The following is a 20,086-nucleotide window of genomic DNA, read 5'->3' on the forward strand; positions in this document are numbered from 1 at the left end:
TATCCTGCTCCTTCGGAGCTGCGGATAAGGGGGCTTCGTGCTGCGGAATGCATTCAGAGGGAGACCCATCGGGTCCCTTCGTCCTCGGTCTTCTGGGATTAAAGCTGAGGAGAAGAATGGCGCGCTTCTCGCCTTACGACTGTAGCGGCCGCGGTCCCGTTTGGGATCGCGGCCGTTTTGTTGTGGGTCAAATATGAACGTTGTGTTAATGAGTCGGTGGACGGTGGTGTTTTTCGGTGAGCGGCGTATCCTTCCAACGGTTTATCTAATGTGTCAGTTGAAAGGAAGAGGGCGCTCGTCATTGTTTGAATGTGAACTGCCGTTTGACCACAAGACGTTGCATCTGGAGCTCGAGGATAAGAACTTCGCGGGTGTGATGGAAGGTCATCAAAACGAGTTTAAGACCACGAAATCACAGGAAGAGCTGGTAGAGGAGTCACTTGCCAACCCTTATGGCTCGCCTTCGCTCGAGGAGCTTTGTGCTGGCAAGAAGGATATTGTCATCATTAGCTCCGATCATACGCGCCCCGTTCCCTCGCGTGTGACGATGCCTATTCTGCTGCATCACATCCATTCCGCTGCGCCCGAGGCTCGCGTGCGTATTTTGGTTGCTACGGGTATGCATCGTCCTTCGACGCACGAGGAGCTCGTCAACAAGTACGGCGAGGAGATCGTTGCCAACGAGGAAATCGTTATGCACGTCGCGACCGATGACAGCATGATGAAAAAGATCGGCACCCTGCCTTCTGGCGGCGAGTGCATCATCAACAAGATTGCTGCCGATTGCGATCTGCTGCTTGCCGAGGGCTTTATTGAGCCGCACTTCTTTGCCGGTTTCTCTGGTAGCCGCAAGTCCGTCTTGCCTGGCATCGCCAGCTACAAGACCATCATGTACAACCACAACGGTCAGTTTGTGAACGATTCCCATTCGCGTGCCGGCAACCTGTGCCACAACCACGTGAGCGAGGACATGTTTGCCGCTGCCGAGATGGCTCACCTTGCCTTTGTGCTCAACGTGGTGCTCAACGGCAAGCACGAGGTCATCGGCTCCTTTGCCGGCGACATCCACAAGGCGCACGAGGCTGGCTGCGAGTTCGTGAAGAGCCTTGCCGGCGTTGAGCCCGTCGAGTGCGAGATTGCCATCACCACCAACGGCGGCTACCCGCTCGACCAGAACATCTATCAGGCCGTGAAGGGCATGTGCTCTGCAGAGGCCACACTTCCCGAGGGCGGCGTGATCATCGATGTCGCCGGTTGTGCCGACGGTCACGGTGGCGAGGGCTTCTATCACAACATCGCCGACAATGATCCGGCAGAGTTTGAGCGCGCCTGCATCGACCGTCCTAAGGACGAGACCCTGCCCGACCAGTGGACGAGCCAGATCTTTGCCCGCATCCTGGCGCATCACCCTGTGATCATGGTCACCGACCTGTGCGATCACCAGATGATCAAGGATATGCACATGACGCCGGTCAACACCCTCGATGAGGCGCTCAAGCTCGCCTTTGAGATGAAGGGTGCCGATGCCAAGGTTGCCGTCATTCCCGATGGCCTGGGCGTTGTCGTCGCGCAGCACTAGTGCACGGCCCAAACGAATCGTTTATAACCGACAAGAAAGATAAGGTTTTATGCTTACCAAACTCCTCTGCGAATTCGGCGCAACGGCCCTCATGATCATCTTTGGCGTGGGCGTACACTGCGATACCGTGCTTAAGGGCACCAAGTATCAGGGCTCCGGCCACATGTTTGCCATCACCACCTGGTCTTTTGGCATCTCGGTCGCTCTGTTTATCTTTGGCGGCGCCGTGTGCATGAACCCCGCCATGGTGCTTGCCCAGTGCATCGTAGGCCTGGTGCCGTGGAGCAGCTGCATTCCCTTCATGATTGCCGATATGCTCGGCGGCTTTGCGGGTGCCGTAATCGCTTGGCTTATGTATGCCGATGAGTTCAAGGCTTCCGATGGTGTCGTCGATCCCATTGACCAGCGCAACATCTTCTCGACCAACCCCACCACCGAGGGCACGAACTATGCCCGCAACTTCTTCTGCGAGGCCATCTGCACCTTTGTGTTCATCAGCGCCATCCTGGCTACCGCTAGCCGTGCCGGCGAGAACGTTTTGATGCTCGCTATCTGCGTCGGTCTGATCGTTTGGGCCGTTGGCATGGGCATGGGCGGCATCACCGGCTTCGCCATGAACCAGGCCCGTGACCTTGGTCCTCGCATGGCCTATCAGGTGCTGCCGATCAAGAACAAGGCTGACAACAACTGGAAGTACGGCCTGCTCGTTCCTGGCATTGCTCCGTTTGTCGGTGCCGCTTTGGCCGCACTGTTTGTGCATGGTTTCTTGGGCATGTTCTAGTCCAAGGCTACATAGTTGTCCGCCGGCCGCATGGGGTAACTTCCCAGCGCGTCCTCGGACATGAAAGAACCCCCGCTGCGCACTTCGTGCGGCGGGGGTTCTTTCGTCCTGCGGAATGCGCTGGGAAGTTACCCCATGCGGCCGGCTGCGGGATCTTAGTCGCGTTGGAACAAGCAACTCAACATATATCTGAATTTGGATGGGAGGGGCTTGTTGCTGTTGGGGGGCGTTGAGATGAGGGCGATACTTTGGGAAGGGATGACGCCTTGGGAGGAGGCGTCTATCTGAAGAGAGGCTTTATGGCTGAGAGGTAGTCTTTGGCTACGTCGGCTTTGGCTGCTTGGAAGTTGTGCCAGGCCCACCATTGGACCATTCCTACGAAGCTTGAGGCTATGTGGTGTAGTAAAAAGCTGCGGTCCATGGTGCTGGCGGGGCCTGCGGGGTCGACGGGGACGGTTTCGGCTGCTCGTGACATGATGGTCTTGCGGAGGCAGTCGGCGAAGACGCGTGAGCCGGCGCCGGCTACCAGTGCCCGTACGCCCTGACGGCGTTCCCAGAGGTTGTTGAGGATATGCTCGACCTGTACGAGTGGGTCGTCGAGCGGTATGCCATCGTCGTCGAGGGCGTGGGTGCAGATGTCGCTCACGAGCTGGGACAGTAGGTCGTCTTTGCTCTTAAAGAGACCGTAGAATGTCGCGCGGCCTACGTGAGCGCGAGCGATGATGTCGCCGACGGTGATCTTGCCGTAGTCCTCTTCGCGCAGCAGCTCGGAGAACGCCGCAACGATGGCAGCACGGCTTTTTGCCTTGCGGGCATCCATGGCTATGCGTCCGCGTGAACGAGCAGGCAGCGGAGCGTACCGGTGCAACCCTCGTAGGGGCGCTTACCGGCGCCGTAGCCGACGGCCTCAATGCGGTAGCGGGCAGGCAGGTGATCGGACGTGCGCAGTGCGGTGACGATGGCGGCGCCCGTGGGCGTCACGAGCTCGCCGGCGACCGGTGTAGGCGTGAGGGCGATATTGCCCGCCTGGCACAGGTTGACGACAGCGGGGACGGGAATGGGCATGAGACCATGGGCGCAGCGGATGGTTCCGTGGCCCTCGGAGAGCGACTCGACCACGATGTCCTCAATACCCAGGTCGTCGAGGCAGATGGCGACAGAGCAGACGTCGACGATGGAGTCGACGGCGCCCACCTCGTGAAACATGACGGTGTCGGGCGTTTTGCCGTGAGCCTTGGCCTCGGCAGCAGCGAGTACGGAAAAAATGGCGAGGGCGCGACGCTTGGCGCCATCGCTTAGCTGCGAGCCATCGATGATGGCGGTGACGTCCGCCAAAGAACGGTGGTGATGGTGGTGGGCGTGATGATGGCCCTCGTGGTCATGGCCGTTGCTGTGGGCCTCATGGTCATGCTCATGGCAGTGCTCGTGCTCGCCATGATCATGATGGTGGTGCTCATGCTCGTGCGTGTGCTCGGCAGCTGCTTCGTTGCCGTAGAGCCAGGCCATATCGTGGTCGTGGTTCTCGAGTCCCTCTGCAAGCTGGACGTCGAAATCGCAGGCGTCGATGCCATGCTTGTTTGCACGCGTGACGGCGATCGTAAAGCCGTCGACCGGCAGTGTGGCGAGCTGTTCGCGCAGGTGCTCCTCGCTGGCACCCAGATCGAGCAGGGCCGCGACGGTCATATCGCCGCTGATGCCTGAGGTGCCGTCGATGATAAGCGTGTGCTGATGATTGGACATGGAATGCTCCTTAGCGGGCGCGGGGTGTGCCGGCGCTCAGATGATTGATAAGACTTGCCTGGTAGGCGGCGCCAAAGCCGTTGTCGATATTGACGACCGAAACGCCGCTGGCACAGGAGTTGAGCATGGCGAGCAGTGCAGCTACGCCACCAAAACTTGCGCCGTAGCCAACGCTGGTGGGAACGGCGATGACCGGACAGCTCACCAGACCGCCGATAACGCTCGCCAGCGCGCCCTCCATGCCGGCGATGGCGATGACCACCTGCGCCTGAGCAAGCTCCTCGGCATGCGCGAGCAGACGGTGCAGGCCGGCGACACCCACGTCGTAGAGGCGGTCGACCTCGTTGCCATAGAACTCGGCCGTCAATGCGGCTTCCTCGGCGACGGGCAGGTCGCTCGTACCGGCGCAGGCGACGACAATGCGTCCGTTGCCGGTAGGGGAGGGCTTGCCGCCCACGAGGGCGAGCTGTGCGTCCAGGACATATCCCAGGTCGATGTCGTTGTCGAGAAGCTCAGCGGTGCGCGCGGCTTTTTCGGCATCCAAGCGTGTGACCAGGATGCGCTTCTGGTCTGCATCGAGTAATGCTTTGATAATGGCAGCAATCTGCTCGGCGGTTTTACCGGCACCGTAGACAACCTCGCCGGCTCCCTGGCGCACTCCGCGCGAAAGATCGAGCTGCGCAAAGCCCAAATCGGCGGTCGGAGCCGTCTGGATGCGCGTAAGGGCGACGGCCGGGGTGACTGTTCCGTCGGCAACATCGCTCAGCAACTGCTCAAGATTTCGCTTATCCATATATGTTCCCTTCGACGGCGCAAAGTCTAGCACTCAAAGGGTATGTTTCCGAACACTAAGACAAAATTGTTCGGAAACTATAGGACAGACTGATTCAATTGTTAGACGGATCGGCTAGTCGCGCAGGATGATGTCCATAGCGAGCATCAGGTTGCGCTCGTCGATGGTAAACGGGGCGGCTTCGCGCGTCTTGGGCTTGGCGCAAAACGCGATGCCCGTGCCCGCGGCCTGAATCATGGGGATGTCGTTGGCGCCGTCACCGATCGCGACGGTGTGGGCCATGTCGACACCGCACTCGACTGCCCAGTCCAGCAGCTGGACGAGCTTGGACTCCTTGGTCACAATGTCGGCAGCCAACTTACCGGTGAGCTTGCCGTCCACGACCTCCAGACGATTGGCCAGGCAAAAGTCGATACCCGCGGCAGCCACGATTTTATCGGCGACCTCGTGAAAGCCACCGCTTACCACGCCGACCTTCCAGCCCTTGCTGTGCGCCGAGCGCACAAGCTCCAGCGCGCCGGGGGTAAACGTCACGCGCTCAAACGTGCGCTCGAACACGCTCTCATCCAAGCCGGCAAGCAGCCCCACGCGCTCCTCGAGCGCCTGCTTAAAGTCCAGTTCGCCGCGCATGGCGCGCTCAGTGATCTTCGCCACTTGCTCGCCTACGCCGGCTTCCTCGCCCAACAGGTCGATGACCTCCTGGTTGATGAGCGTGGAGTCGATATCCATAACGATGAGGCGTGCAGTCATGGCGGGCCTTTCCGAGTGCAGTTGTATTGGGGCACATTGTCGCACGTGGCGCGCGTTGGCGACGGCCGCGGTGCGTCAATTGTTTCGTCTCCGTCAAGTCTTTGGGCAGGAGCCACTTTTCCGCGGCACATCGACACAGGTGCGATAAGATAGAACGCCATGTCTGGCTGCGCGGTTTACGCAGGCTGGGCAAATCTGTACGACGCCGCCCGGAACGACACGGGGCGGCACAGATCCATAAAGGAGGATCACTGGTATGAGCCAGACCCGTCCCATCGACGAGCATTCCATGCACACCCGTACCTGCGGCGAGCTTCGCCGCGAGAACGTGGGCGAAGAGGTCACCCTCACCGGTTGGGTGAGCCGTCGCCGTGACCACGGCGGCCTTATCTTCTGCGACCTTCGCGACCGCGAGGGCATCACGCAGCTCACCTTCGACCCCGAGCACTCCGACGGCGACGCCTTTAAGATCGCCGAGACTATGCGTCCCGAGTGGCCCATCAAGATCCACGGCGTCGTGCGCTCCCGTGGCGAGGAGACCACCAACGCCAAGCTCGCGACCGGCGAGATCGAGGTCCTGACCGACCACGCCGAGGTGCTCAACACGTCTGTCACCCCGCCTTTCCAGATCGAGGACGGCATCGAGACCAGCGAGGACACCCGTCTGCGCTATCGCTATCTGGACCTCCGCCGTCCCGAGATGATGGTCAACCTCAAGCTGCGCTCCGACTTCACCTTTGCCATTCGCGAGGCGCTGCACAACCGTGAGTTCATGGAGGTCGAGACGCCCTCCCTGTTCAAGTCCACGCCCGAGGGCGCCCGCGACTTCATCGTCCCCAGCCGCATCCAGCCGGGTAACTTCTACGCCCTGCCGCAGTCCCCGCAGCTTCTGAAGCAGCTGCTCATGGTCGGTGGCGTCGAGCGCTACTACCAGGTTGCCAAGTGCTTCCGCGACGAGGACCTGCGTGCCGACCGTCAGCCCGAGTTCACCCAGGTCGATATCGAGATGTCCTTCGTGGACCAGAACGATGTCATGAGCGCGCTCGAAGAGGTTCTTGCCGATGCCTTCGGTCGCATGGGTGTCGAGATGCCCACGCCGCTGCGTCGTATGGACTACTGGGATGCCATGGACACCTATGGCTCCGACAAGCCCGATACCCGCTATGGCATGCACCTGGTCGACCTGACCGACATCTTTGCCAACTCCAAGTTCAAGGTCTTTGCGACCGCCGCAAATGAGGAGGGCTCTGTCGTCAAGGCCATCAACGCCAAGGGCGCCGGTGCCTGGGCACGTGCCAAGATCGATAAGCTCGCCGGCGTGGCCTCCACGTTTGGCGCCAAGGGCCTGGCCTGGATCGCCTTCCGCGAGGATGGCTCCATCAACAGCCCCATCGTCAAGTTCTTCTCGGACGAGGAGATGGCCGCTCTGCGCGAGCGCATGGACGTCGAGCCCGGCGACCTTGTGATGTTCGCCGCCGGCCCGCGCCTGCTCTCTGACGAGATCCTGGGCGGCATGCGCTCGCACATGGCCAATGCGCTCGAGATCAAGCGCGAGGGCCACGACTTCCTGTGGGTCGTCAACTTCCCGCTGTTCCACTGGGATGAGGACCGCAAGGCCTATGCAGCCGAGCACCAGCCCTTTACCCTGCCGACCGAGACCGACATCGCCAAGATCGAGGCCGACCCGTTGGCAGCTGGTTCTTGCACCTATGACTTTGTCATGGACGGTTTTGAGGCCGGCGGCGGCGGTATGCGTATCCACAACGCCGAGATGCAGATGTCCATGCTCAAGCTCCTGGGCTTTACCGAGGAGCGCGCCGAGTCTCAGTTTGGCTTCCTCATGGAGGCCCTCAAGTTTGGTGCGCCCCCGATGGGCGGTTTCGCTCTGGGCCTGGACCGCGTGTGCATGCTGCTCACCGGCTCCGACTCCATCCGCGACGTCATGGCGTTCCCCAAGACGGCCAGCGGCTCCGACCTCATGTCGGGCGCCCCGAGTGCCGTTAGTGGCGCCCAGCTCAAGGACGTCAGCCTGCGCCTGATGTAGGCAAGCGGCTACATATTGCCCGTAACGAGGGAAGGACGCGTGCCTTCCCTCGTTTTTTATGCGCCGAGGTTGTGAGGGCATGGGGTGACCGGACGTCGAGGAAACTGCGTCCCGGAATTTGCGTCCAGAATGGGATGTACTTTCCGCCAGGGTCGCTCAGCGGAAACTGCGACCCAGAATCCAGCCAAATAATGGGACGCACTTTCCGGTTGAGCCTTCTGGCGGGCTTTAACAAGCATCTAACGCTACAATAACTACCACGTGGCTGGGTTTTGCCGGCCGAATGTGCGATGTCGTGGGAGGGGACATGGTCGAGTTTACAAAGACGATTAAAGATCCGTTGGGATTACATGCCCGCCCGGTTGCGCTGCTCTATGACATCATTGCCAAGCATCGTAGCGACGTGTCGGTCAGCATCGGCGACCGCCACACGGATGGCCGCGATGTCATGGGACTCATGGCTCTCTACGGCGAGTGCGGCGAGGACATCATCTTCCGCGTTTCGGGCGTAGATGAGGCCTCCTGTGTCACATCGATCAGAAATCTCTCGCTTTAAGCATGACAGGGCGTGGTAAAGGATGGTCCTTTGCCGCGCCCTTTTGTTTCGTATAGGAAACTTTTTCGAAATCTGAATAGGGACCCTTTCCAAAAAGTTAACCACGTGCTAGTTTACTAAAGCGAACATAGACGTGGTTAACTTTTATCGCGTCGATGTTGAGGACGAACTGACGTTAGGAGCAACTCATGTCTTGCGGACCGCAGATGCCGGCCATACCGCTTTCGATGGTAAAAGCGGGCGAAACCGTGCGCGTGTCTCGTGTAAAGGGCAATGAGGACATGAAACACCACCTCAAGGACCTCGGCTTTGTCGAGGGCAACGAAATCCACGTGGTGAGCTCGAGTGGTGCCAATATCATCGTCACGGTGCTGGGCGCACGCTTTGGCATCGATTCCAAGGTTGCCATGCACATCATGACCGTCGGTTAGTCTGCAGCATTTCATAAAAACCGAAAGGGGGACAAGAGGATGAAGACGTTGGGTGACGTTAAGGTGGGCGAGAGCTCTACCATCGTCAAGCTTCACGGTGAGGGTGCGCTTCGCCGCCACCTTATGGACCTGGGGCTCATCAAGGGCACTTCGTTCAAGGTCGTGAAGGTTGCGCCGCTCGGTGATCCGGTCGAGATCAACGTGCGCGGCTACGAGCTTTCCATCCGCAAGGAGGAGGCGGCCGTCGTCGAGGTCCAGTAGGGGCTTGCGGCGTATATTTCTGCAGATAAAGTTAGGTTTTTCTAACTTAATGCAGCACTTTGAAGCACATTATCCAGCCCGTGCGGAGAAAGCAGCGCGGGCACATAAGGAAGAAGGATTGAATGGCGGATTCTCAGATCCATGTCGCACTGGCGGGTAACCCCAACTGCGGCAAGACCACGCTTTTCAACCTGATCACCGGCGCCAACGGCTACGTTGGCAACTGGCCCGGCGTCACGGTTGAGAAAAAGGAGGCCAAGCTCCTAAGCGACAAGAACGTTACCATCACGGACCTCCCTGGTATCTACTCGCTTTCCCCCTACAGCCCCGAGGAGCAATGCTCGCGCGATTATCTCATGAGCGGCGAGCCCGATGTGGTCGTCCAGGTTGTCGATGCCACCAACCTCGAGCGCAACCTGTACCTGGCGCTTCAGGTTATCGAGACCGGCCTGCCCGTAGTCGTCGCCCTCAACATGGCCGACTTGGTCGAGAAGAACGGCGATAAGATCGACACGGACAAGCTCTCCAAGAAGCTCGGTTGCCCGGTCATGATGATCTCGGCCCTTAAGAACAAGGGTATCAAGGAGCTTTTCGAGCAGGTTAAGAAGTCCGCTGCTTCCAAGGGCCAGGTGCCGGAGCACAAGTTCGATTCCTCCATCGAGGACGTTCTAACGCACATCGAGAATAACCTTCCGGCGAGCGTTCCCGCTAACAAGCGTCGCTATTACGCCGTCAAGCTGTTCGAGCGTGATGCAGACGCCTGCAAGCTCATCAACCTCACCAAGGAGAAGGCCGCTCGCGTGGAGGAGCTGGTCGCCCAGTGCGAGCAGGACTGCGACGACGATGCCGAGTCCATCATCACCGGTGAGCGCTATGGCGTCATCGCGCACATCATCGATGAGTGCCTCACCAAGGCCCCGGCCAAGATGAGCACCTCCGAGAAGATCGACCGTGTGGTTACCAACCGTATCCTGGGCCTGCCGATCTTTGTGGTCATCATGTTCTGCGTGTACTACATCGCCGTTTCCACCCTGGGCGGAACGGTGACCGACTTCACCAACGATCAGCTCTTTGGCACCGACGGTTGGTATGTGCTCGGTCAGGGCCGCGATGCTTACGATGAGGCTGTCGAGGCCGCGGGTGACGACGCCGACTCGGTCGACCCGGCACAGTACGGCCCCTATGTCCCGGGTATCACCACCATGGTGCACGACGCCCTCGTGGCGGGTGGCACCGAGGACGGTGGCCTGGTCGATTCGCTGGTCTGCGACGGTATCGTTGGCGGCCTGGGCGCCATCTTCGGCTTTGTGCCGCAGATGTTCCTGCTGTTCGTGATGCTGTCCTTCCTGGAGGACTGCGGCTACATGGCCCGCGTCGCCTTTATCATGGACCGCGTGTTCCGCCGCTTTGGCCTGTCCGGTAAGTCGTTCATCCCCATGCTCGTGTCCTCAGGCTGCGGCGTCCCCGGCGTCATGGCCACCAAGACCATCGAGAACGAGAAGGACCGCCGCATGACGGTCATGACCACCACGTTCATCCCCTGCGGCGCCAAGCTGCCGATCATCGCCCTGCTCATGGGCTCCATCATTGGCGATTCTTCCACCACGGCCGCATGGATCAGCCCGCTTTTCTACTTCCTGGGCGTCTTTGCCGTCATCGCCTCGGGCCTCATGCTCAAGAAGACCAAGCTCTTCGCCGGCCGTCCGACCCCGTTTGTCATGGAGCTTCCTGCCTACCACTTCCCGGCGATCCGTTCCTGGGCGCTGCACGTGTGGGAGCGCTGCTGGGCCTTTATCAAGAAGGCCGGCACGGTCATCTTTGCGTCCACCGTCGTCGTTTGGTTCCTCTCCAACTTTGGTAGCTATAACGGTTCCTTTGGCTTCCTGCCTGCGATGGACGGCATCCCCGAGGAGTTTATGGACTACTCCGTGCTTGCCATGCTGGGCAACCTGGTCGCTTGGATCTTCGCCCCGCTCGGCTTTAGCACCTGGCAGGCCACCGCGTTGACTGTCTCTGGCCTCGTCGCCAAGGAGAACGTCGTCGCCACCGCCGGCTCGCTGCTGTCCGTCGCCGACGCGGGCGAGACCGACCCGAGCCTGTGGACCGCGTTTGCCGGCATGTTCCCCACCATGGGCGCTTGCGTTGCCTTCGGCGCCTTCAACCTGCTGTGCGCTCCGTGCTTTGCCGCCATTGGCACCATCCGCAACCAGATGGATTCCGGCAAGTGGACTGCGATCGCCATCGGTTACGAGTGCGCCTTCGCTTGGGTGATCGGCCTGTTCATCAACCAGTTCTACAACTTGCTTGTTCTTGGACAGTTTGGTATCTGGACGATTGTGGCCATCGTGCTGCTGGTTGCGGTGCTCTTCCAGATCTTCCGTCCCATGCCCAAGCATGCATGGACCGACGAGGACGAGACCAACACTGCTTCCGCCGCAGTTTCCGCTTAAGTCCGACTAAGGATTGACCCCTTTCCACGAGCCCGGGTGTCCCAGCGACACTCGGGCTTTTTGGTGGGGGAGATGTGACGTTTCCGCAGATAAAACCGACCAATATAAATCTGTCCCTTATTGGTAGGTGGAGGATGGGGTAAAGTAAGTGGTGGTTAACTAGAGGAGGCTTGCTATGGCACCTATCGATATTGTTGTACTGGCTGTAATCGGTATTGCGTTTGTCGCCGTGTGCGTGCGCATCTACCGCAAGGGCACCTGCGCCGACTGCGCCCAGGGTGGCGTTTGCACGGGGCATTGCTCCAACAAAAAGACTTGTGCCGCGCTTAAGGGCGTAGACAAAATTGCCGAAGACTTGGGCCGCGGTATTCATTAGCCGACCGGCGTTTGGGTATGTTTGACTGCGGATGCGGCAGTTGCTGATACGATAAGTACGTCTGCAAGTGCCGCCGAGCGGCTTAAACGAAAGGAAGCCTGTATGGAGTCATCCGCCTATCCGATGCTCTTTAGCCCGATTAAGGTCGGTACGACCGAGGTCAAGAACCGCGTCTTTATGCCGCCGGTGTCCACGAACCTGGCCGATCATGGCTACGTGACCGACGACTTGGTCGATCATTACCGTGCCCGTGCCAAGGGCGGCGTTGGCCTGATCATCACCGAGGTCGTGACGGTCGAGCCTACCTATACCTATCTGCCGGGTGACATGTGCTGCTACGACGACACGTTTATCCCTGGCTGGGAAAAGCTCGCCGCGGCCGTCCACGAGTATGGCTGCAAGATCATGCCGCAGCTCTTCCACCCCGCCTACATGGCCTTTAACATTCCGGGCACGCCTCGCCTGATCGCTCCGTCCTTTGTGGGCCCGTCTTACGCCCGCGAGGCACCGCGCCCCATCACGGTTGATGAGATCCACGAGCTCACGCACCAGTTTGGCGACGCCGCCGTGCGTATGCAGAAGGCTGGCGTCGATGGCGTCGAGGTCCATGCAGCGCACGCCCACGGCATGCTCGGCGGCTTTTTGACTCCGCTCTACAACAAGCGCACCGACGAGTACGGCGGCTCTCTCGACGCCCGCATGCGCTTCCTGCTCGAGGTCATCGCCGAGATTCGCGAGCGCTGTGGCAAGGACTTCATCATCGACGTCCGCATCTCGGGCGATGAGTACACCGATGGCGGCCTGACCCTCAACGACATGATCTACGTCTCGCGTCGCCTGGAGAAGGCCGGCGTCGACATGATTCATGTGTCAGGCGGCACCACCATCAAGCGTGGCTCCGCGATTCCCGCCGCCGGTACCCAGCAGGCCTCGCACGCTGCCTGCTCGCGTGAGATTAAAAAACACGTCAACATTCCCGTCGCCACCGTCGGACGCATTAACGAGGCCTGGATCGCCGAGGAACTGATCGAGGACGGTGCCGCCGACATCTGCATGATGGGCCGCGCCAATCTGTGCGATGCCGAGTTCTGCAACAAGGCCGCTGCCGGTAACGCCGACGACATCCGCCCCTGCATTGGCTGCCTGCGCTGCCTGAACGGCATCATGTTCGGCAAGCGCATCTCCTGCACCGTCAACCCGGACGTGGAGCGCGACGAGGCTGGCTACGAGCCTGCCGCCGAGGCTAAGAACGTGCTCGTTGTGGGCGCTGGTCCTGCGGGTATGGAGGCTGCCTACATTGCCGCCAAGCGCGGACACAACGTGGTGCTCGTTGACAAGCAGGATGAGCCGGGCGGCGAGATGCGTATCGCGGCCGTTCCGCCGGCAAAGCAGGAACTCACCCGCGTGATCAAGTATCAGTACCGTCGCCTGGCCGAGGCCGGCGTGAAGTGCGTATTTGGCACCGAGCTTACTGCCGAGGACATTCAGCGTGACTACGCGGGTTACGAGGTTGTCCTGGCTTATGGCGCCGAGCCCATCGCCCCGGCCTTCATGCAGGGCTTTAAGCAGGTTATGACGGCCGACGATCTGCTGGGCGGCAAGGCTTTCCCGGGCAAGAAGATCGTTATTGTGGGCGGCGGCACCGTCGGCTGCGAGACGGCCGATTACCTGGCCCCGCTGGTCAACGACCTCTCGCCGGCCAATCGCGATGTCACCGTCATCGAGATGACCAAGACGCTCGCCGCCAACGAGGGCGGCGCCGGTCGCGCGGTGCTCATCACGCGCATGCTCTCAAAGGGCGTCCACGTGCTGACCGAGGCCAAGGTGACCGAGATTACCGAGGATGCCATCAGCTACGAGAAGGACGGAGAGGTCCACACCATCGCCGATGCCGATACGCTGGTGCTTGCCATGGGCTATCGTCCCAATACCAAGCTGGCCGACGACCTGGTTGCAGCTGGCATTGCTGTCCACGTGCTGGGCGATGCCCAGAAGTGTGGCAACATCCGCGATGCCATCGGCGATGGCTATAAGGTTGCCTGCGAGCTCTAGTCAACCCCTTTGCACCAATCGATTGCAAAAAGCGGCGGCTGCCCTGTGTGTTGGGCAGCCGCCGCCTGCGTTTTGCCAAAGAAAGATTATTGTCGGGCCCTAAATGCCTTTTGCTTCTGCTCCCTCCGCAATCATGTTGCGGTTATACACCAGGTGCAGATACATCGCGTCGTGCGCGGCGGTGGGATTGCGCGAGGCGATGGCGTCGGCCACATCGCGGTGCATGCGGATAGTTTCCTCGACGAGCTTTTTGCCGGTCACGTCGATAAAGAGGGGGACGGATGCCTTGAACACGCCCATCAGGCGGGGAACGACGAGGTTTCCGGAGCTCTCGGCAATGGCATTGTGGAACGCGGTGTCGGCGGCGGAGTAATCCTCACCGGCCTCGGCCAGGCGCTCGGATTCGTCGCAGAGCTCTTTGATACAGACGACCTGGTCGTTGGTTGCGTGCTCGGCCGCCATGCGTGCTATCTGCGGCGGTGCCACGGCCCTCTCGCACGTCAACGATGCCGGTTTTTGGATGTGCTCCTCGTTCCTGGAGATTGACGAGAAGACAACCCTCAAGTCCTGGACCGTTATGGAGACGCTCATCGGCCTTTCGGGTCTTGCCTGCGCCCTGGTGATTTCGTTCTTCGCCTAGTTCGCGTAGCTAAGCATCTTCCGCCGAGTGCATCGCTCGGTACCCATTTACACCTGATTCATTAACCAACGATTGGTACAACCGTTCAAACCAAAAGAGGAGAACATCATGGACGAGAAGACCAAAGCACAGATTCAGCAGGAGGCCGCCGACCTGGTTGCCAAACTGCAGCCGCGTTCCGGCAAGTTTCGCACCATCAGCCCCGAGATGGACCCGCTGCGTCTGGGCTCCGGCTGGACGATCGAGGATCTGGACAAGCCACAGGTCATTATCGAGTCGACGTTTGGCGACTCGCACCCGGGTTCTGCTGGCCTGTTTGAGCTGGTCGAGGAGGTTCGTGCTGGCGTTGCCGAGGCTGGCGGTCACGGTGCCCGTTACTTCTGCACCGATATCTGCGATGGCGAGGCACAGGGCCACGACGGCATCAACTACTCGCTGCCCAGCCGCGACATGATCGCCAACATGATCGAGATCCATGCCAAGGCCACCCCGTTCGACGCCGGTGTCTTTGTCGCCAGCTGCGATAAGGGCCTGCCTGCGAACCTCATGGCCATGGGCCGCATCAACATCCCCTCCATCGTCGTTACCGGCGGTGTCATGGATGCCGGTCCCGATTTGTTGACCCTGGAACAGCTCGGCGCGATTTCTGCCCGCTACGAGCGCGGCGAGATCTCCCGCGAGGAGCTTGAGTTTGCCAAGCACAACGCATGCCCCAGCTGCGGTGCCTGCTCGTTTATGGGCACCGCGTCGACCATGCAGGTTACCGCCGAGGCCCTGGGCCTTATGCTCCCCGGCACGGCCCTGCTGCCCGCAACCAGCTCCGATCTGCGTGAGTTTGCGCGCGAGGCCGGCCGTCAGTCCGTGTGGCTCTCCGAACACAACCTGTGCCCGCGCGACATCGTGACCAAGGAGTCCTTCGAGAACCTCATTATGGTCCACGGTGCCATTTCGGGCTCCACCAACTCGCTGCTGCATATCCCCGCGATTGCCCGCGAGTTTGGCATCGAGATGTCCGCCGACGACTTCGATCGCCTGCACCGTGGCGCCCACTACCTGCTCAACGTTCGCCCCGCAGGTGAGTGGCCGGCGCAGTTCTTCTACTATGCGGGTGGCGTGCCGCGCATCATGGAGGAGATCAAGTCGATGCTTCACCTCGACGTTATGACCGTCACCGGCAAGACCCTCGGCGAAAACCTCGAGGACCTTAAGAACAACGGCTACTACGAGAAGTGCGGCCGCTACTTGGAGAAGTGGAACCTCAAGCGCGAAGACATTATTCGCCCGTTTGACCAGGCTTTTGGTACCGACGGCTCTATCGCCATCCTCCACGGCAACCTTGCCCCCGAGGGTGCCGTCGTCAAACACACGGTTGTTCCGCGCGAGATGTTCCGGGCCACGCTTAAGGCTCGCCCGTTCGATTGTGAGGAGGACGCTATCCACGCCGTCCTGACGCACGAGATCAAGCCCGGCGATGCCGTCATCATTCGTTATGAGGGCCCCAAGGGCTCCGGCATGCCCGAGATGTTCTACACCACCGAGGCTATCGCCAGCGACCCCGAGCTGGGCGCAAGCATTGCCCTGATCACCGATGGCCGCTTCTCCGGCGCCTCCAAGGGCCCGGCTATCGGTCATGTTTCGCCCGAGGCTGCCGTGGGCGGCCCGATTGCCCTGATCGAGGAAGGCGACCTGATCCGAATCAACATCCCCGAGCGCTCGCTGTCCATCGTGGGCATCGCCGGCAAGGAGATGGAGCCGGCCGAGGTCGACGCCGTCCTGGCCGAGCGCCGAGCCGCTTGGAAGCCCAAGGCTAATCGTTACACCTCCGGCACGCTCAAGTTCTTTACCGAGCATGCAGTTTCCGCCATTCAGGGTGGCTACATGGAGTAGCGCACGTACGCATCGAATTTCTCCTCTCATAGATGTGCGGCACAAAGAGCCCCGAGCTCACACGAGCTCGGGGCCTTTTTCGTCTGGATTGGGGACGCATGGCCGGACGAAAGCGTGTTGCGTTTGGCGTAAAACCATACGAAAGTGCAATTTGCGTCTTATTTCCGAACGTAAAACAGACGAAAATCGTTTACGTCTGCTTTAATCCGTACGAAAACGGTTTTCGTCTTGCAGGGCAGTTGCCGTTTCTACAGTTCAACTTCCAGTTCGGCTTTGTGTTCGTAGAGGTAATTGCGCATGTAGGGGATGGCAAATGAGACCTTGCCGTACGAGGGGGCCTCGATAATCGATTCTCTTAACAGGCGGCTGCGGACGGAGCTCACCTGTTGAGGCGTTTTGTTTAGGCCATCGGCAACCATGCTAGTCGAGCTCGTCTGCCCCAAAGACGCCATGCTCAGCAGATAAGCGATGCACGTGGGCGGAATGCGCCGCAGCGCGGGCTCAATCACCATGGCGCAGAAGCGTTCGCGTGCCGTTGCAATGCCACGCTCGGCTTCTTCTTCTCCAATAATCGCTGTATGTGCACGTCTTGCCAACTGCCATGCGTAGTATCCAACGAGTTGGATCATGAAAGGATAGCCTTGCGTTGCCTCGGCAAGTTGGCCGGCAATACCTGGCTGCAACTCCATGCCAGACGCTTCAATGGTTTCCTCGAGGGAGTACGACACTTCGGTTACTGCCACAGCCTTCAGATCAAAGGGGAGGGCACGGCGCAAAAACGTAAGTGTCTTTCCGTTGATGATGCTTTCAATCATCGAAGGCAGCCCAGCAAAAACAAAGGCGATATCAAGGTCTTCTCCGATAACCTGCTGAATCGCAATGGAGAGCGTTCGGACCTCATCGAGCTCTGCGTCTTGAACCTCGTCGAGAGTGATGAGCAGGCCATTTCCATTCTTGGATATTGTCTGTCTCATGGCGTCGCGTAGCGATGGGCCGATTCGCTCAATATCTATGCTGCCGATGGATATGCCAGCTACGGTGGGCTCAAATCTGGCGTGTTTGGCCTGGAATTTGGGCTGCAGCTGTTCGAGAATGCGCTGGCAAAGTCCCTCGGTTGCGACCTCTTTTATGACCGTCCAGCCACGGCTTTGCGCCAAACGTGAGCACTCGTCAAGGAGGACCGTCTTGCCCGTTCCACGGACGCCGGCTATGCGCATTAGGCGCCCAGGGGCACCAGGCCCGTTGGTGAGGCCTTCACTGAATTCTTCAAGTACATCTTCGCGGCCGATAATCGTGGGAGGTGTTTTACCTGCTGTGGGCTTAAAAGGGTTTGTTTGCATGTGAGCCACCTTTGCTCAAGATATAGCAAGATATAGCAAAGTATAGCAAGATATAGCAAAATATAGTGAGATATAGCAAAGTAAGCGCTACTCGCGGGTTTTGCGGTGGTGCTATTTTCCAAATGCCGCGCGGATAAAGCGCTGGTCGAACAGCTTGTTGGCAACTCACGAGGGCTCGGGGTGCCAATTTGGGATGGAGTGGTGCTGTGCCACGAATAGGGCCTATCTACTACGTTTAAGCCGCAGAGGTCAACCATAGCCGGCTTTTTCGAAAATCGACAAGCTGCCTACCTGCGGTTTTGTTTTCACGGTTTTCGGTATGGCCGAGGCTGTCCGTGTTAACGTAGTAGATGGGCCACTTTTGTGGCAAGGGGGCCGATCTGCGGGCCAGGGTAGCTAAAAGAGCCCCGTCCCAAAAAGACTGATTGGGAGCTGGGGCGTGTCGATGCGATAGTATTGCATGGTGGTATTCGACTAACCGAGGGTTTATCCGAGGGCTTTATGGAACAGCACCAGCATTATCAGAGCCTGCAAGATCAGGCATACAACGCATTACGCTCCAAGATTATCTATGCCGAGCTCAAGCCCGGCACGCGCCTTTCGGCGATTGGTCTGGAAAAGGAGACGGGAATCGGGCGCACGCCCATTCGCGAGTCCTTTGTGCGCCTGCGTGAGCAGGAGCTGGTGGAAACGCGTCCCAAAAGCGGCACCTATGTCTCAAAAATCAGCATGGAGCGCGCCGAGAACGCCTGTTTCTTGCGCGAGAAGCTCGAGAGAAGCGTGCTTATTAAATGCTGTTCGGCTGCTACGCCCGAGCAAAAGCATCGGCTCGAGCAGATTCTTGCCGAGTCCGAGTCGCTCGACCATGGCGAAACGCGCCGCTTCTTTGACCTGGATAACCTGTTCCATGAGACGTGTTTTGAGATTGCCGGTCGTCACATGTTGTGGGATTGGATGAAGAGCATCAACACACATTTTGAGCGATACAACTGGTTGCGTATGGTGTCGCAGGACCTGGATTGGGAGCCGATTCGTCGGCAGCATCGCCGGATTCTCGAGGCCATTAAGAGGGGCGATACCGACACGGCGAGCTATCTGGCAGAGACGCACTTGCACCTGATGCCCGAGGAGCAGGGCCCGGTTATCGCCTTGCATCCCGACTATTTTGAGCTGTCCAAAGACTCGGCCATCTAATTTGTCCCTTTATTTAGTTGCGGTGAAATAGGGATTGTTTTGCGGCTCTGATGGTGTAGGCAGTCCGTATTCCACCGCAAGTGACGGGGCACATCGGGGCACGAAAAAGCTGCGGCGCCGCTTGGAGGAAAAGACCGGAAACAAGGGTCCATTCCTCCAGGTGACGCCGCAGCTGTTTTGATGGCTCGGTTTTTGTCGATGTGGCTCAACTGGGCGTGGTTGCCAACCGAGTAAGTAAAGCGGCTCGGGGGCGTGTCGCTTCCGTCACGTTCTATCAGCATACAAGACGGTTTTGGTTCTTGTTCGTGACGGAAACGGCGCGCTTCCGAGCCGTTTTAAAAGAAAGGGGGCGAGGTCTAGGGCACGCCCCCTTTCACGATAGAGAGCTAAACCTAGCCGCGGACCTTCTTGACGACGTCCATGGCCTCGCGGGCGATCTGCTCGACCTTGGAGAAGTCGCCGTCGGCAAACAGGGCCGGCTTGACCATCCAGGTGCCACCGCAGGCGATGATGGCAGAGGAGCTCAGGTACTCCTCGACGTTGGCGGTGCTCACGCCGCCGGTAGGCATAAAGCGGTGACCGACAAACGGAGCGGCGAGGGCCTTGATGGTGTTCAGGCCGCCATACTGGGACGCGGGGAAGAACTTGGTTACCTTAAGACCCAGGTTCTCGGCGGCGGTGACCTCGGAGGGGGTCACGGTGCCGGGAAGGACGGGCAGGTCGATGTCGATGCAGTGCTTCACGACGTCCTCGTTGTAACCCGGGGAGACGATGAACTTGGCACCGGCTGCGCGGGCCTGCTCAACCTGCTCGACGGTCAGGACGGTGCCGGCACCAACGCACATCTCGGGCTCGGCCTCGGCCATAGCGGCGATGCACTCGGCGGCGCAGGCGGTGCGGAAGGTTACCTCGGCGGACTTCATGCCAGCTGCCATAAGGGCGTGGGCGAGCGGGGCGGCGTCCTCGACCTTGTCGAGCACGACGACCGGCACGATGCCCAGGGACTCAAGCGTGGTGTAGAACTGATCGAACATGATGTTCCTTTCGATGTATGGCGCGCATGGGCGCATGATTGCCAAATATGCTGGTCAGGAGCCGATTTTGGATTGGTTATCGGAGGCACTGCTTGGGGTTCAAGCAATTCCAAAACCGGCTGCTCGACCAGTCATGTAGGGAATGCCAGGCAAAACCGGAATGGGACTGGTGGTTTTG

General features: G+C 59.6%; 19 protein-coding genes. 12 read left to right on the forward strand and 7 right to left on the reverse strand.

All coding sequences use genetic code 11. The features are described from left to right. The first annotated feature begins 301 nt into the window (after positions 1-301). Both larA and larD read left to right on the forward strand, forming a co-directional pair. Positions 302-1,579 carry a nickel-dependent lactate racemase gene (gene larA, locus AB5202_RS06330; protein WP_022093875.1) on the forward strand — a complete coding sequence of 426 codons (1,278 nt, stop codon included), beginning with the start codon at positions 302-304 and terminating at the stop codon, positions 1,577-1,579. Between the two features lie 49 nt (positions 1,580-1,628). Continuing rightward, entirely contained in the window at positions 1,629-2,360 is a 732-nt protein-coding gene (gene larD / locus AB5202_RS06335) for a D/L-lactic acid transporter LarD (RefSeq protein WP_368143932.1), read from the forward strand. Between the two features lie 280 nt (positions 2,361-2,640). Here the strand turns inward: larD and AB5202_RS06340 are convergent, their stop codons facing one another. From AB5202_RS06340 to serB, 4 genes are all read right to left on the reverse strand, one after another. After that, complete coding sequence (locus AB5202_RS06340) at positions 2,641-3,180, reverse strand: TetR/AcrR family transcriptional regulator (protein ID WP_368143933.1); 540 nt, start codon at positions 3,178-3,180, stop codon at positions 2,641-2,643. 2 nt (positions 3,181-3,182) lie between these two features. After that, complete coding sequence (gene larC, locus AB5202_RS06345) at positions 3,183-4,100, reverse strand: nickel pincer cofactor biosynthesis protein LarC (RefSeq protein WP_368143935.1); 918 nt, start codon at positions 4,098-4,100, stop codon at positions 3,183-3,185. A gap of 10 nt (positions 4,101-4,110) precedes the next feature. Then, positions 4,111-4,893, reverse strand: coding sequence for a nickel pincer cofactor biosynthesis protein LarB (gene larB, locus AB5202_RS06350; RefSeq protein WP_368143936.1), 783 nt, complete (start codon positions 4,891-4,893; stop codon positions 4,111-4,113). 114 nt (positions 4,894-5,007) lie between these two features. Next, positions 5,008-5,643 (reverse strand): phosphoserine phosphatase SerB, encoded by a 636-nt coding sequence (gene serB, locus AB5202_RS06355; RefSeq protein WP_368143937.1) that lies wholly within the window; start codon positions 5,641-5,643, stop codon positions 5,008-5,010. 256 nt (positions 5,644-5,899) lie between these two features. Here serB and aspS point away from each other — a divergent pair, with 256 nt between their 5' ends. The 7 genes from aspS (at position 5,900) to AB5202_RS06390 (ending at position 13,813) form a co-directional block, all read left to right on the forward strand. Continuing rightward, a complete protein-coding gene (gene aspS, locus AB5202_RS06360; RefSeq protein WP_368143938.1) occupies positions 5,900-7,687 on the forward strand; it encodes an aspartate--tRNA ligase in 1,788 nt (595 codons plus the stop codon). Positions 7,688-7,994: 307 nt separating this feature from the next. Next, positions 7,995-8,243 carry an HPr family phosphocarrier protein gene (locus AB5202_RS06365; protein WP_022094361.1) on the forward strand — a complete coding sequence of 83 codons (249 nt, stop codon included), beginning with the start codon at positions 7,995-7,997 and terminating at the stop codon, positions 8,241-8,243. 188 nt (positions 8,244-8,431) lie between these two features. Next, entirely contained in the window at positions 8,432-8,674 is a 243-nt protein-coding gene (locus AB5202_RS06370) for a FeoA family protein (protein ID WP_230308372.1), read from the forward strand. A 39-nt stretch (positions 8,675-8,713) separates the two neighbouring features. Beyond that, positions 8,714-8,935, forward strand: coding sequence for a FeoA family protein (locus AB5202_RS06375; RefSeq protein WP_006234774.1), 222 nt, complete (start codon positions 8,714-8,716; stop codon positions 8,933-8,935). Between the two features lie 122 nt (positions 8,936-9,057). Beyond that, positions 9,058-11,385: a ferrous iron transporter B gene (gene feoB / locus AB5202_RS06380; protein WP_368143939.1), complete on the forward strand. Its 2,328-nt coding sequence runs from the start codon at positions 9,058-9,060 to the stop codon at positions 11,383-11,385. Positions 11,386-11,560: 175 nt separating this feature from the next. After that, on the forward strand, positions 11,561-11,761 hold the full coding sequence (locus AB5202_RS06385; protein WP_117634210.1) for a hypothetical protein: 201 nt from the start codon (positions 11,561-11,563) through the stop codon (positions 11,759-11,761). Between the two features lie 102 nt (positions 11,762-11,863). Beyond that, positions 11,864-13,813: an FAD-dependent oxidoreductase gene (locus AB5202_RS06390; protein WP_349099915.1), complete on the forward strand. Its 1,950-nt coding sequence runs from the start codon at positions 11,864-11,866 to the stop codon at positions 13,811-13,813. Positions 13,814-13,912: 99 nt separating this feature from the next. Here the strand turns inward: AB5202_RS06390 and AB5202_RS06395 are convergent, their stop codons facing one another. Further along, complete coding sequence (locus tag AB5202_RS06395; RefSeq protein WP_349099914.1) at positions 13,913-14,275, reverse strand: FadR/GntR family transcriptional regulator; 363 nt, start codon at positions 14,273-14,275, stop codon at positions 13,913-13,915. On the opposite strand from AB5202_RS06395, the gene AB5202_RS06400 reads away from it, so the two are divergent. Next, complete coding sequence (locus AB5202_RS06400) at positions 14,274-14,453, forward strand: GntT/GntP/DsdX family permease (protein WP_205217223.1); 180 nt, start codon at positions 14,274-14,276, stop codon at positions 14,451-14,453. The two genes, AB5202_RS06395 and AB5202_RS06400, sit on opposite strands and share 2 nt — an antisense overlap. Positions 14,454-14,561: 108 nt before the next feature. Continuing rightward, a complete protein-coding gene (ilvD, locus tag AB5202_RS06405) occupies positions 14,562-16,340 on the forward strand; it encodes a dihydroxy-acid dehydratase (RefSeq protein WP_349099913.1) in 1,779 nt (592 codons plus the stop codon). Positions 16,341-16,588: 248 nt separating this feature from the next. On the opposite strand, the gene AB5202_RS06410 is transcribed toward ilvD, so the two are convergent. After that, on the reverse strand, positions 16,589-17,680 hold the full coding sequence (locus AB5202_RS06410; protein WP_215693124.1) for an ATP-binding protein: 1,092 nt from the start codon (positions 17,678-17,680) through the stop codon (positions 16,589-16,591). Positions 17,681-18,181: 501 nt separating this feature from the next. Here AB5202_RS06410 and AB5202_RS06415 point away from each other — a divergent pair. Further along, positions 18,182-18,874 carry a GntR family transcriptional regulator gene (locus AB5202_RS06415; RefSeq protein WP_368143940.1) on the forward strand — a complete coding sequence of 231 codons (693 nt, stop codon included), beginning with the start codon at positions 18,182-18,184 and terminating at the stop codon, positions 18,872-18,874. A gap of 392 nt (positions 18,875-19,266) precedes the next feature. Here AB5202_RS06415 and eda read toward each other — a convergent pair whose 3' ends face one another. Next, the gene (gene eda / locus AB5202_RS06420) at positions 19,267-19,908 is read right to left on the reverse strand and encodes a bifunctional 4-hydroxy-2-oxoglutarate aldolase/2-dehydro-3-deoxy-phosphogluconate aldolase (RefSeq protein WP_055286010.1); all 642 of its coding nucleotides are present in this window, start codon (positions 19,906-19,908) and stop codon (positions 19,267-19,269) included. Positions 19,909-20,086: the final 178 nt, after the last annotated feature.

The organism is Collinsella aerofaciens (assembly GCF_040915545.1).
GTDB lineage: Bacteria > Actinomycetota > Coriobacteriia > Coriobacteriales > Coriobacteriaceae > Collinsella > Collinsella aerofaciens_BE.